This window comes from Klebsiella pneumoniae, from assembly GCF_000742135.1.
GTDB lineage: Bacteria > Pseudomonadota > Gammaproteobacteria > Enterobacterales > Enterobacteriaceae > Klebsiella > Klebsiella pneumoniae.
The window spans coordinates 82695-94472 of sequence record NZ_KN046820.1 but is presented as its reverse complement, the minus strand read 5'-3'; the positions used below and the strand labels follow the sequence as shown (position 1 = coordinate 94472).

Sequence of the window (11778 nt, the reverse complement as noted above, 5' to 3'; positions counted from 1 at the left end):
ATAACCTTCACCCGTTTGAGAGCCGTTCGCCGCAAGGGCGTAAACGAGCACGGCCCGGTGCAGATGTCCGGGGGTGAGCGGGAAATTTTTTTCGGTCCAATGAAGCGGCAGCGGAATGGCCGGGAAAAATTTATTGCGAAAGGCCCTGCCGTCCCCTGGACAGCAAGACGGGTTGTGCTTGTCTCAGCCCCGGCGAATGGACTCAAACGGGTGATACGGGTACCAGGGGAAAGGAGCAGGCACCCGCCGCAACGACGAAGAGCGCGGGCGCGAAACGGCGTTGCCCCGCAGAGTGCCGGCAGTCCTTCGCCGGCACGGTGAAAGCGGCGCGGCCGGAACGGTCGCAGCAAGCGCTGCCGTTGACCTTGACTTCAGACATCAGACACTAGCCGTCAGGCCCGAAACCGCTTGCGGGTTCGGCGGAGCTTACCGCGTCTTTTCGCGGTTAGCGGAGTGTGGCTCGACGACTGGCCAGCTTTGCTGGTCAGGAGCCGAAGGGGTCCAGTGGTGTTATGCCTTTCTTATCGTTCCAGCCGTTCGACGGTGGCCAGCAATTGCGGATAGGTCGCTGACTGACACTTTTCGTACAGTGATTCAGCTGCGGGTATCCCTTCCAGATAATCATCCGAGTCCCGAATTTCCTGAGCCAGATATTCAATAAAGGCGGGTTCGACAACGGAGCCATTCAGCACATTAAGCAGAACCTGTGTTTCGTCTTTATCGAGAGGAAGGGCACAGGCACGAACCAGATGCGCATAGCGATCAAAGATATTATTCAGCCTTTCAGTCACCCCTTCCCTGTGGGAGTTCAGATGTGCTCGCAGCTTAGGCGAAGGCGTGAAAGAGGGGTTGCGGGAGATCTCTTTTTTCATGGGTTATCCTCAGAATACTGGCCCGACATCATTAAGAATTTGCGCCGCTCCCTCACGAACTGTCGGTACCATTTACGGGCAACACTGGCCAGATCGTCCTCAGAAGCGCCACAGGAAAGCGTACTCCCCATGAACCCTCCCCCACGGCAAATCTGAGCACCTGAGTTACCAGAGTGTCCCTGAGACTCCAGGTGAACATAGCCACCACTGTCGGGTGCGTAAAAACTGAAAATTTCGCCGGTTTTACGGGATGTTATCGTGAAGTTCATGCTGGCTCTCCTTTGGCTCACCCGCGACTGCGCTTCGCCTCACTGAGTTAAGTGGAACAATTTCTGTTCATTACGCAATCAACTGTATGACAGATGTCATACATAATCAACAAAAAAAAGCCTGCTTAAAAAGCAGGCAAGCATCACTGGATCATATAAGGAATGAACTGCAGTATCACCTGGCAGACCGGGCGACTGATTTACCAGGAAAGCGGATACCGCAGCACGAATAAGTTATAGCAGCACTTTTCCGGAAGGAAAACCCGCCCGGCAGGCGGGCGGGTTAAGTGCTATGCAACCTGATGTAGCGCCGGGTTTCCCCGGGGAGCCTTTGGACAGCCTCACTGACTCGTGGACTTTTAACTCTGCCGTTGCTGTTTCCACCCCTCCGTAAAGAGGGCTACGCTACAGAACGAACTTATCACCAGAACCCAAAAGTACACAATCAATCGCTCTTTTTTTCAGACTGATGACAGGGTGTTACGAAGAATGAAGGATGTTAATGTGACTTGCGATTCATTGAATCCGTGTTGTAGGTAGATGAAAGCTTTTTGCCCGCCTGTCGCGCGGGCTTTTTTTCCTGCTTACAGGAAAAAGGGGCTACCGGTGAACGGTAACCCCTTCATAAAGGCGCTTCAGGCTTGTCAGACATCATCTCCCCTGAATGGCGGGGGCTTCCCCCCGCCGGGGTTAGCTACTTAGCGGATTCGTAAGCCAGAAAAGCCGCCACCTCCCTGTTCGTGTCCCTGTACCGGATTTCACAGAGTGATTTCCGGGTGAGGTAAGTGAATATCAGCAGTGTGAGGCACACTATTAATACGCACCCGAGCAGAGTGTTTCGCGGCAGTTTCATGGCCTTCTTCTCCTTGCCTTGCGGCATCTAAGAGGCTATCCTGATGTTGTCTAGGCATACAGGTGGCCTCGTGGGTTAATGAAAATTAACTACGGGGCTTTCTGCTTTTTGCCACACAACACGGTAACAAACCACCTTCACGTCATGAGGCAAAAAGCCTCAAGCGCCACGTCGATTATACCGGGACGGTGCTATTTCTTACCAGGTATATCCACGCTTTATGCTGCTTAGCGCTTTAAATATCTAATGTATACCCATCCCGCAATCAAGACGCCCGTGCCCAGCGCAAGATTAGGCAAAATCACATCGTTTGCACTTGCATATATGGTATTAGGATCATGTTGCCCCCAGAATGCCAGCTTGTACCCGATGCCCCAGACAAAGAATATAATCCCGGCAATCAGAACGCCGAATTCTATAACGCCGAGCAGGATTCCATCTAACCAGTCAGGCGGATCACGCCATGTGATGACCGCAGCTATTAGTGTGCAGATGATTTGGCCTGCATAATAACCAGGGGAACCATACCATTCCGGAGCAACATGCTTCACGATCAACCAGAACAGCACGTTCATTAAGATAACGAGCAACCAGTACCTCATAGTTCTGCTTTCCTTGTATTTGGCCATCTGAGTTGTCAGACAGCATTGTACTTATTCATCGGGCGGACTTGCCATTGAAATACTCCGGACGCGCAGCCAGTTCACGCTCGATTAACTCGTCGGCAAACAAAGGGGCAACACGATGAATACGAGCCTGCATGTTGCGCCTTCTCACCGCAGCTTTCCGTTCATCGCTCCAGCGTTGGATCTGTTTCTGGCCGAGAAAATCCACGCATACAGCGTAACCTGAGCCAGCCACCCAGCGTGACATCACCTCTTCAGGTGCCGCCTGCCCTGCCTCCACGACAACGGAAATCAGTTCCCGTGGACCCGGGCAGGGCCTGTGCGGCAGTTTCCAGCGCAGAGAATAGCGCCACTTCATACACCACTCCGATCAGCCAGCTTATTTGGCACCTGCCAGCGTTCAGCAACACGAATATGCTCAGGTGTTTCCCGGACAATAAACGGAATTTCGTACATCACTGCATACAGCGGCTCACCGCTGATGCGAAGCCAGTCAAGTTCCTTCAGCGATGCGAATCGCGACTGCCAGCGCCAGAACGGTGCTGCAAGCTCTGCCGCGTCAAACTCGTCGCTCCACCGGGTGTACCAGGTGCAGACGGTTTCCGGTGACTGAAAATTCAGTTCTGTGACAGCCTGTCCCAGCAGGTTCTGACGCAGTAACCAGGACTGCTCGACCTGACGGGCTTCACGGCGCATTTTTCGGGTGAAGGCAAAGTCCTGACGTTTTAGCCTGCGTACTGTTCGGGTATGAAGGACTTCCGGAAAAAGTTCAGCCTGCACATCCATTGTCAGCGGCAGCGGACAGTATTCCCCGTGGCTGGAGATAAGCATATCCAGCGCCTCTTCCACCTGTTTCAGGCTGGAAAGGCGGTCTTTTGGATCACGGTGAAGGCCAGGAATACGGCGGGCAACGTCACTGTTAATCCGGCTACAGCCTGTCAGCAGGCGCAGGAATGTCCGGACGTGTGGCATCGATGGCAGACGTGCGCCGCGCTGGCGAGCCTCTTCCACCGTCATGATGGCCTGCAGCGCTGCCTGACGGGCTGGTTTCAGGGATACAAGAGCACTGGATGACGGGATCATTGTGCGCCCTCCTGTGACAGCGTGCTGATGATGCTGGCAAACGAGTAGCCACCGGCGTCAAGACACTCGATGAGATCCAGAGTATGGGTGATGAGTTCAGGGTTGAATGCATCCATCACGCGAACGACAGAGAACGGCTGACCGTCACGGGTAACAAAGACCACTATCCAGCGAGGATTCAGCTCCCCCGGACTGCATACCGCCACATCAAAGTGACCATGAGGGGGGGTAAAACGGATCTGGACAGGAAAGAAGCCGCCAAATTCGCACCGGTATTCGGCATTCACGGACCAGCCGGACGGTGAGGTCAGATCGCGCATGACAGCGTGACTCAGCTCCCGGCGAAAGTCTTCACCGGCGGCGCGGTAGTCTTCCAGCTCATCAGAAGACATGGTTTTCAGGACATCCAGAGTCAGTAACGTTTTCATTTTCAGTCTCCCTTTGCCGCCCCCAAAGGGGCGGCTTCCGTGATCAGGCGGCGCAGGCCGGGTTGTTATGGTCGGTGACGTCGCAGGAATCAGCGACAGCGACTGTATCGTTCTGACTTGTTGCCAGACTGAGTTCAGACTTTGCGCTGATTGTCAGTACTGGTCATCCATTCCGGAACCCAACGGATTTTTGAGAGAAAGTGCTCTGCATGTTCAGCGGCATCCTTTTTCTTCATCTTCGCGGCGTCCTGTGCTGCGCCAGCCAGTCCGGCCTGAGAGAGTGCCTGTACAATGTGTGGCAGCTTCATGTGCGAGAAAAGGTTATCAGCAGTCGGTTTCCACCAGTCACGAAGGTCAAACTGAATGGCGTTTTCCACCCCATCCAGCGAACTCTGGTGTTTACGACCAAATTCATCCTTGCCCTGTACACCATCTATGGAGCAGGCGGTGCAGAAAGCCATCAGCGCCATCAGGGTTTCGCCATCGAGCGTAAAGAAGGTGGTCATATCCTTTCGCCAGTTTTCCGGCAGCAGGGCTTCAAGGCGTTCTTTTTCTGACTGGATGGCCTGAAACGCAACGCTGTTTTCACCGTCAGGTGCTTCACGGGTCAGCGCGTAATGCGACACACTCACGCTAATGCAGAACGGCTCTTTGACGGACGTTGTGGTATGGAAAACCGAGTTACACATTTTCCAGACCATCAGCGCGACGGCTTTCTGCGGCTGCTGCAACAGGGCCGCCTGAACCGCCAGTGTGCGTTCAGAAGAAAGGCGGGTCAGCAACGGGACACTGACGGCGTCCAGCGGATCGACTTTTTCAGGAGCCTGATCGGTGGATGCATCCTTCTCCTCCATTTTTTCATCGGCGCGCAGTACTACGCCACGCTGCACCGTCACCTCATGACCATTCCAGGAAACCACCACACCGGAGGTCTGCTTATATTCATCCGTCCATGCCCGGTGTTTTGCCCGGTGCGCGATGGTCTGCTGTTCTTCCCAGACGGCTTCCAGAGCCCCGGCCACGACGTCATCATTCACGCCGGGGTTCTCGCCTTCATACTTAGCTTCCAGAGCTTCCAGCTCCGCAAGACGTTCTGATTCTGTCTCAGAATATTCAATCGGTGGAACAGACTGCAGACGCCAGATTTTAGTGTCCTTCCCGTAGTGAGAAATCGGATCAAGACGACCATCACACCATGACCAGCCTTCCGCTTCGCGGAGGTGCTCCGCGATGTTCTGCAGTTTTTCCAGCAGGGCGGCATCGAGGGAAGCACTTTTTACAAACCCTCCTGTTTCGCTACTGAACAGGTCAACACGGATCTCATCAGGGCTGAAAGCGTCCTCTCCCACAAAGCGGAATTTTTTGCCAGTAGTGGAGACTTCTTCGTTAGTAATCAGGTCACGGATAGTGGCAACCGATGGTTCGTTATTCCATCCACGTTTACGCGCGGTAGCCAGTACTTCGACCTGTCGAGCCTGATCGTTCTCCAGCGCCAGCGCCTGACAGTGTTCGGTGGTGATTTCATCCTTCGCCAGCGCCTCCAGAATTTCGGGAGCCAGTTCGGTGAGCTTCAACATGCGCTGAACATGACGCGTACCGAACCCAAGCAAATCGCCAATCTGCGCGGGGGTTTTCCCCTGCTCAGCCAGTGTGCGGAACCCGGCGATCTGTTCAGACGGATGCATTGCCATCTGCTGTTCGTTTTCTGCCATTGATGCCGCAACAGCCAGTTCATCAGGTACCTTTTTCACCATTACCTGATATCCGGCATCGATACGTTTTTCACTCTGCAGGAGCTGCAGCGCTTTCAGGCGACGACCACCTGCAGCCACACCACAGCGACCGTCCGGGAGGTTATGCACGACCAGATTCTGCAACAGGCCAATGGCTTCAATGGAATCTGCCATTGAACTGACTTTCTCCGCCGGATAGGGAATGGTCCTGACGTTCAGGGGAGACTTCACCAGTGCAGTCACCGGGACATACTCGACCTGTGCGGCATCGAGAGCCACTTTAAGCGCCTCAGCTTCGGCAGGCTTAAGCGTTTTTTTGCTGGTTTTCGGTGCAGTTTTTACCTTAGACTCTGTTGCAGACATAATTGATACCTCTTAGCTATTGATGAATGTCTGCCGGACAGCCCACCTGTCCGGCCTTCTTCTTACTGCTTACTTCGTTTTACGGATGCCATAGCGTTCGATGTAACGGTTGAGCCATTTCCCGGCATCCGCTTCAAAATTCCATGCGCTCCACACCATTTCGCCGTTGTGACGAACGACCAGGCGAAAATGCGAAATCTGATCGTCTTCGATGGCGACATTTTCAAACTGTGCCACCACCGCTTCAGCCTGTGCTCTGGTGAAGGTGTCATCTGGTAACGGTCCGGCGTTATAAATGCTCATATTTTCTCCTTCAGCCCCGCTGGTCGCGGGGCATTTTCATCATGTTTTCAGTACGGGGCATCGTCATCCATCGGCGGGAAATCATCCGGGAGTGGCTGAGGCGGTTGCTGAGACGGAGCCGCATCCTGACGGCCTTTCTTACCGCCCTTCGCTTTCGGGGATTTAGCCGGGGCCTGAGCAGGTTGTGCCGGGGCGGCAGGACTCTGCGGCTGCGCGGTGTTCTCAGGCATACCGGATTCACGGCGGCCGCCGAGCATCTGCAGGGTGCCGTTCTGGCCGACCAGCACCTCGGTGACGTAGCGCGTGACTCCGGCATCGTCCTGCCAGTTGCGGGTGCGCAGCTGGCCCTCGATGTAGACCTGCGCGCCTTTACGCAGGTATTCGCCCGCCACTTCCGCGAGCTTGCCGAACATGACAACACGGTGCCACTCGGTGTTTTCGCGCATCTCTCCCGTCTGCTTGTCACGCCATGTTTCAGACGTGGCCAGCGTCAGATTGACCACTGCGCCCCCGTTGGGCATGTAACGCACTTCCGGGTCCTGTCCCAGATGTCCAACCAGAATGACTTTGTTAACGCCACGTGCTGCCATGATGAATCTCCTTAATCCGTTGTTTTGCCTTTTAAAACCATCACCCGTTGAGTTGCCGGGGCCGCGGTTTTGACGTTTTGCGGGAACCTGCTGAACCTGCCCCCTGGATATAACCTTCACCCGTTTGAGAGCCGTTCGCCGCGAGGGCGTAAACGAGCACGGCCCGGTGCAGATGTCGGGGGGTGAGCGGGAAATTTTTTTCGGTCTAATGAAGCGCAGCGGAATGGCCGGGAAAAATTTATTGCGAAAGGCTCTGCCGTCCCCTGGACAGCAAGACGGGTTGTGCTTGTCTCAGCCCCGGCGAATGGACTCAAACGGGTGATACGGGTACCAGGGGAAAGGAGCAGGCACCCGCCGCAACGACGAAGAGCGCGGGCGCGAAACGGCGTTGCCCCGCAGAGTGCCGGCAGCTTTATCGCCGGCACGGTGAAAGCGGCGCGACCGGGACGGTCGCAGCAAGCGCTGCCGTTGACCTTGACTTCAGACATCAGACACTAGCCGCCAGGCCCGAAACCGCTTGCGGGTTCGGCGGAGCTTACCGCGTCTTTTCGCGGTTAGCGGAGTGTGGCTCGACGACCGGACAGCGCAGCTGGCCGGGAGCCGAAGGTGTCCAGTATGGGTATGCTTTTAAAGCCTTTAAGGGTTAAAAAGAGACATCACAGCAGGGAGAAGAAGAGGAAGCAGGCAGACAGCAGGCAGCAAACAGGGAAGACGCGGAAAGGAAATGCGGGCGGCGCGTCAGCGCGGCCCGGTTTTCCCGGCGCCGCAGGCGCGCGGTCTTTCGAGGCGCGGCCAGACGGGGACAGGTGCCCCGCCGGCTTAACGTGTCATCAGACGGTTATTCTGAGAATGGCGGTCGCTACCTGGGTATAAGTGAATGTTCCCCGTGGCAACGGCTCCCAGACGTCCGCCAGGGACTCCAGCGCCTTTTGCTGACGCGGCCCGTCCAGACATATGCCCGTCAGAATCCCGCCAGGCTCAAGCAGAGTTAATGCCCGCCGGATATGCCGGATATCATCACCGCGATTAAACGGCGGATTCATGATAATTCGGGTATACCGGCGCTCCGGATGATATTCGAGAAAATCTCCGCACCAGATCCGGACCTCCGGGAAATGCGCCTGCAGGTGACGGGCTAACCCGGCGTGCAGCTCCACGGCGTCACACTTCGCCCGGGGGACTGCATCCCTGATCGCCTGCAGTATGGCGCCCGTTCCGGCACTGGGTTCCAGTATGCGATCGGTTTCCCGGACATCAGCCAGCTCAACCAGCCGGCGACATTCCGGGGAGGGGGTGACAAAAAGTTGCGAGCTACCCTGAATTTCAGCGACAGGGGCGCGCCCTTCCAGTTTGTCCCGCATCGTCTGAATACGGTTTTTAAGGTCATGATGCATGAATGTACTCCCTGACCTCCCCGGCAAGATGCCGGGGAGCCTTCCTGTTATTTTTTCGGAATTTCAACGGTTTTCATGTCTGTGATATACACATTCACGAGCGTACAACCGTGCGTCATGCACCGGCGGAAGCGGTAGGCGCCGTGTGTTTCGGTTTCTGCAGCACCCCGCACGCCTTTATAATCAGCGGGTAATTTCGCCCACTCGGCTTTTGTCATTTCCCGGAACCCTTCCCCCGGATAATTGACGATCGGTGGGCGCTTCGCCGCTTTCTTCGCGTCGCTGGCTTCCTCCGCTGTCGGGGCTTTGTAGTCCGTGATACGGTCGGGCGTGAGTTTCATCGTGCCGCTGTAGCCCAGAAAGCGATAACCGGGCGTTTCGACTGAACTCACCTCCCCCTTACTCCGGTTAACCCGGAGAATGGTTAACCATTCTCCCCGGCTCAGTACCTGCCCGCCTGGTTCAAATTCCTGTGTTCGGGTGACAACACCACCGTTTTCATTGAGCATCGCGCGTTCGTAGGCCAGGCGGTTCTGGTAATGATTAACCCAGCGCTGTTGGTGGCTAATCGTGCGCTCATGACAGCGGATCGCAATATCACGCGCCTGTTCAAAAGTAATAATCTCCTCAGACAGGGCAGAATGGAGAGACATCGAGCCCTCATACTGGCTTTTCTCTGCCGGGCGGGGGTATTTGTCGAGCGTGAAGCAGGCATAAATATGGTCATAATTACTGACCAGTAACGCCATTTTCAGATCGAGCGTCTGCGCACGCCACATCGTCATATACTCTTCAGACCGGGTAATGTGCTTTTGGGACTTGCGTAATTCCGCCTCGATTTTTTTGATACGGCGGTAACGCACATCCGGACGCTCCTTGTATTTCGCATGCTGCAGAGAGGCCTGCGCTCGCTGTGGTGGCCTACCAGGATCGGCTGTCCCAGCGGGACAGCCGATGCCAGCGAATCAACATGCGCAAGCGCCTGCTCCGATTCAACCGCCCGCCGGTCACTGTAGTCACTGAACCGCCCGGCGCGCTGCTCCTGGCGATCAAACAGGGTGCTGTCCTCGTCCTCGATATCACCGGCGAGGGAAAGCAGGACATCCTCCCGCCCCGGCGTCCAGGCTGGCGCCACAAAGAGTTCCTGTTTGGGCGCCCAGCGAAAGCCTGCTTTGTTGATCAGGGAATACGTTTCTTCATCGAGTCGCAATGATGCGTAAAGTCGCAATTTATTATCATCGGGTGAATAAGTTGCCCGGTAAGTCTGGCTGACGGTATTTTCCGTCATGATCTGTGCGGTAGTCGGTGCCATTGTGTTTTCTCCTTCCTGCAGTTGCCGCCCCTCGCGGGGCGGCTCACCTCATCAGTTAAATGCGCGTTTCAGTTCCAGCGTGCGGAGTACCTGCCCGAGGGCGGTATTTTTCATCGCGGGGATGTGGACACCGCGCCCTTTGCGGTGACTTCTGGCGATATGACGCCCGAAAGCTCTGAGAGCGGGATCAATCTCAGGTGCGGTGATATCTGCGCGCAGAATGCGCGAATGACGACGGGGCTTTACAGCGCCTGCGGAAGGTGAAAAAATAGAAACGATCATAAAGTTGACTCCTTATGGTAGTTAACGAAGCCGGAAAAACCGTTCGTGCGATTTTTACGGCGTGGGAGAAGCAGGGTTTACCCTGCTTTTTTCATACCTGCGGTTTGCTTCCCGCCTCTTCTTCCTCCTTCTGAACCTGATCGGTAATGTCTTCAGGTGCGCCCAGAAACCAGCCTTTGACGGGTTTACAGCGTTCAATAAACGCTTTTATCGCCCGTTTTCCGGTCGTGGCCTGCACCCGGGTAAACATCGGCAGATTGCCGCTGGCATTGCTTCCCAGAAATGCGATCCGATACGTTCGCAATGAAGGATCCTGCATTTTTCTTTTTCCTGATTTTTAAAGAACATCACCCGTTGAGTTGCCGGGGCCGCGGTTTTGACTTTGTGCGGGGACCTGCTGAACCTGCCCCCTGGATATAACCTTCACCCGTTTGAGAGCCGTTCGCCGCAAGGGCGTAAACGAGCACGGCCCGGTGCAGATGTCCGGGGGTGAGCGGGAAATTTTTTTCGGCCTAATGAAGCGGCAGCGGAATGGCCGGGAAAAATTTATTGCGAAAGGCCCTGCCGTCCCCTGGACAGCAAGACGGGTTGTGCTTGTCTCAGCCCCGGCGAATGGACTCAAACGGGTGATACGGGTACCAGGGGAAAGGAGCAGGCACCCGCCGCAACGACGAAGAGCGCGGGCGCGAAACGGCGTTGCCCCGCAGAGTGCCGGCAGTCCTTCGCCGGCACGGTGAAAGCGGCGCGACCGGGACGGTCGCAGCAAGCGCTGCCGTTGACCTTGACTTCAGACATCAGACACTAGCCGTCAGGCCCGAAACCGCTTGCGGGTTCGGCGGAGCTTACCGCGTCTTTTCGCGGTTAGCGGAGTGTGGCTCGACGACTGAACCGCGCCAGCGGGTCAGGAGCCGAAGGTGGCCCCGGAGCAGATTGTGTGAAAGGAAAGTGAGGCAAAGCCAGAGGAAGAGCAGCAGCAAGATGAAGGGTACCGGTCAGGTCAGGACTGAGATTCGCCCTGCTCTTTTCTGTACTGTACAACGCAGTACCAGGCCGAAGCCAGGAAAGCAAAAACGGTGATCAACCCGCGTAATTCGTCACCCGGCTCTTTCCCCTTCAGCATCAGCGTTATGATGATGCCGGCAACGATAATCCACGCAATGCCACTCCAGAGGCGCAGCTTATCCGCCACGACATTAATCAGAACAAAAGCAACGGCCAGGATAGCCCCCCACAGAGCCGGAACAGGCTGAAACGGAATAAAAAACAGGTTAATACCGGTTAAAAGCGTCACGGCTGCAAACATCAGAGACATACGCATAAAATTTCCTCCCTGGACACACTGACTATAAGAATCACTTCTGCTGCTCATCTCCGGGTTAAGGCAGTTCCGGATCTCCGCGAAGCACACCGGCGCGCAGCGGCCCGACAACACAAGATGTAGCGGTGTTCTCTATTGAAGATGACGCTATATGTTGTGTCCCTCCCCTGCCCCGCGACCGCCCGCTCACCACAGGAAAACGCCGCTTTGCTTATTCCCTGACCGTGGTACACTTCCGGAAAGTTGTGATATGCAGGAAAATCGGATCTGCCGGAAACGGCCATCCGGTAATTTAGCCGCGTGACTGTTTCAATACTTATCATGTGTCACTTTCTTCATTTGTGTACAAAAT

The 11778-nt window shown here is 55.5% G+C and carries 14 protein-coding genes and 3 pseudogenes; 1 reads left to right on the top strand and 16 read right to left on the bottom strand.

The window, feature by feature from the left end; genetic code table 11:
- Positions 1-521 precede the first annotated feature (521 nt).
- The 16 genes and pseudogenes from DR88_RS00320 to DR88_RS00370 form a co-directional block, all read right to left on the bottom strand.
- Positions 522-872 carry a hypothetical protein gene (locus tag DR88_RS00320; RefSeq protein WP_004150511.1) on the bottom strand — a complete coding sequence of 117 codons (351 nt, stop codon included), beginning with the start codon at positions 870-872 and terminating at the stop codon, positions 522-524.
- The gene (locus DR88_RS0127215; protein ID WP_025861948.1) at positions 869-1141 is read right to left on the bottom strand and encodes a hypothetical protein; all 273 of its coding nucleotides are present in this window, start codon (positions 1139-1141) and stop codon (positions 869-871) included. Before DR88_RS0127215 ends, DR88_RS00320 begins: the two co-directional genes overlap by 4 nt.
- A gap of 694 nt (positions 1142-1835) precedes the next feature.
- On the bottom strand, positions 1836-1955 hold the full coding sequence (locus DR88_RS0127210; protein ID WP_159376494.1) for a type I toxin-antitoxin system Hok family toxin: 120 nt from the start codon (positions 1953-1955) through the stop codon (positions 1836-1838).
- A complete protein-coding gene (locus tag DR88_RS31605) occupies positions 1900-2052 on the bottom strand; it encodes a DUF5431 family protein (RefSeq protein ID WP_004150508.1) in 153 nt (50 codons plus the stop codon). Before DR88_RS31605 ends, DR88_RS0127210 begins: the two co-directional genes overlap by 56 nt.
- A gap of 169 nt (positions 2053-2221) precedes the next feature.
- Positions 2222-2596 carry a hypothetical protein gene (locus tag DR88_RS00325; RefSeq protein WP_001568060.1) on the bottom strand — a complete coding sequence of 125 codons (375 nt, stop codon included), beginning with the start codon at positions 2594-2596 and terminating at the stop codon, positions 2222-2224.
- Positions 2597-2651: 55 nt separating this feature from the next.
- Entirely contained in the window at positions 2652-2978 is a 327-nt protein-coding gene (locus DR88_RS00330) for a hypothetical protein (RefSeq protein WP_001568059.1), read from the bottom strand.
- A complete protein-coding gene (locus DR88_RS00335) occupies positions 2975-3703 on the bottom strand; it encodes a plasmid SOS inhibition protein A (protein WP_015065618.1) in 729 nt (242 codons plus the stop codon). The genes DR88_RS00330 and DR88_RS00335 overlap by 4 nt, the downstream gene beginning before the upstream one ends.
- Positions 3700-4131 carry a conjugation system SOS inhibitor PsiB gene (gene psiB, locus DR88_RS00340; RefSeq protein ID WP_004194235.1) on the bottom strand — a complete coding sequence of 144 codons (432 nt, stop codon included), beginning with the start codon at positions 4129-4131 and terminating at the stop codon, positions 3700-3702. Before psiB ends, DR88_RS00335 begins: the two co-directional genes overlap by 4 nt.
- Before the next feature lie 43 nt (positions 4132-4174).
- Positions 4175-6227 (bottom strand): annotated as a pseudogene (locus tag DR88_RS00345) (ParB/RepB/Spo0J family partition protein).
- A gap of 69 nt (positions 6228-6296) precedes the next feature.
- Positions 6297-6530: a DUF905 domain-containing protein gene (locus DR88_RS0127205; RefSeq protein ID WP_025861949.1), complete on the bottom strand. Its 234-nt coding sequence runs from the start codon at positions 6528-6530 to the stop codon at positions 6297-6299.
- A 47-nt stretch (positions 6531-6577) separates the two neighbouring features.
- Entirely contained in the window at positions 6578-7120 is a 543-nt protein-coding gene (locus tag DR88_RS00350; RefSeq protein WP_025861950.1) for a single-stranded DNA-binding protein, read from the bottom strand.
- An 830-nt stretch (positions 7121-7950) separates the two neighbouring features.
- Positions 7951-8514: a methyltransferase gene (locus DR88_RS00355; RefSeq protein ID WP_025861951.1), complete on the bottom strand. Its 564-nt coding sequence runs from the start codon at positions 8512-8514 to the stop codon at positions 7951-7953.
- A gap of 47 nt (positions 8515-8561) precedes the next feature.
- Positions 8562-9826 (bottom strand): annotated as a pseudogene (locus tag DR88_RS0127195) (DUF3560 domain-containing protein).
- 51 nt (positions 9827-9877) lie between these two features.
- Positions 9878-10108, bottom strand: coding sequence for a CCDC81 family HU domain 1-containing protein (locus DR88_RS00360; protein WP_001568051.1), 231 nt, complete (start codon positions 10106-10108; stop codon positions 9878-9880).
- Between the two features lie 91 nt (positions 10109-10199).
- Positions 10200-10427: a hypothetical protein gene (locus DR88_RS00365; protein ID WP_025861952.1), complete on the bottom strand. Its 228-nt coding sequence runs from the start codon at positions 10425-10427 to the stop codon at positions 10200-10202.
- A 678-nt stretch (positions 10428-11105) separates the two neighbouring features.
- On the bottom strand, positions 11106-11426 hold the full coding sequence (locus DR88_RS00370; protein ID WP_001568049.1) for a hypothetical protein: 321 nt from the start codon (positions 11424-11426) through the stop codon (positions 11106-11108).
- A 65-nt stretch (positions 11427-11491) separates the two neighbouring features.
- Here DR88_RS00370 and DR88_RS30170 point away from each other — a divergent pair.
- Positions 11492-11722: pseudogene (locus tag DR88_RS30170) on the top strand (hypothetical protein); the annotation flags it as partial.
- Positions 11723-11778 lie beyond the last annotated feature (56 nt).

What these genes read in the sequence shown, in the direction of transcription:
- DR88_RS00320 (WP_004150511.1), bottom strand. Translation starts at nt 872, where the DNA reads ATGAAAAAAGAGATCTCCCGCAACCCCTCTTTCACGCCTTCGCCTAAG.
- DR88_RS0127215 (WP_025861948.1), bottom strand. Translation starts at nt 1,141, where the DNA reads ATGAACTTCACGATAACATCCCGTAAAACCGGCGAAATTTTCAGTTTT.
- DR88_RS31605 (WP_004150508.1), bottom strand. Translation starts at nt 2,052, where the DNA reads ATGCCTAGACAACATCAGGATAGCCTCTTAGATGCCGCAAGGCAAGGA.
- DR88_RS00325 (WP_001568060.1), bottom strand. Translation starts at nt 2,596, where the DNA reads ATGAGGTACTGGTTGCTCGTTATCTTAATGAACGTGCTGTTCTGGTTG.
- DR88_RS00330 (WP_001568059.1), bottom strand. Translation starts at nt 2,978, where the DNA reads ATGAAGTGGCGCTATTCTCTGCGCTGGAAACTGCCGCACAGGCCCTGC.
- DR88_RS00335 (WP_015065618.1), bottom strand. Translation starts at nt 3,703, where the DNA reads ATGATCCCGTCATCCAGTGCTCTTGTATCCCTGAAACCAGCCCGTCAG.
- psiB (WP_004194235.1), bottom strand. Translation starts at nt 4,131, where the DNA reads ATGAAAACGTTACTGACTCTGGATGTCCTGAAAACCATGTCTTCTGAT.
- DR88_RS0127205 (WP_025861949.1), bottom strand. Translation starts at nt 6,530, where the DNA reads ATGAGCATTTATAACGCCGGACCGTTACCAGATGACACCTTCACCAGA.
- DR88_RS00350 (WP_025861950.1), bottom strand. Translation starts at nt 7,120, where the DNA reads ATGGCAGCACGTGGCGTTAACAAAGTCATTCTGGTTGGACATCTGGGA.
- DR88_RS00355 (WP_025861951.1), bottom strand. Translation starts at nt 8,514, where the DNA reads ATGCATCATGACCTTAAAAACCGTATTCAGACGATGCGGGACAAACTG.
- DR88_RS00360 (WP_001568051.1), bottom strand. Translation starts at nt 10,108, where the DNA reads ATGATCGTTTCTATTTTTTCACCTTCCGCAGGCGCTGTAAAGCCCCGT.
- DR88_RS00365 (WP_025861952.1), bottom strand. Translation starts at nt 10,427, where the DNA reads ATGCAGGATCCTTCATTGCGAACGTATCGGATCGCATTTCTGGGAAGC.
- DR88_RS00370 (WP_001568049.1), bottom strand. Translation starts at nt 11,426, where the DNA reads ATGCGTATGTCTCTGATGTTTGCAGCCGTGACGCTTTTAACCGGTATT.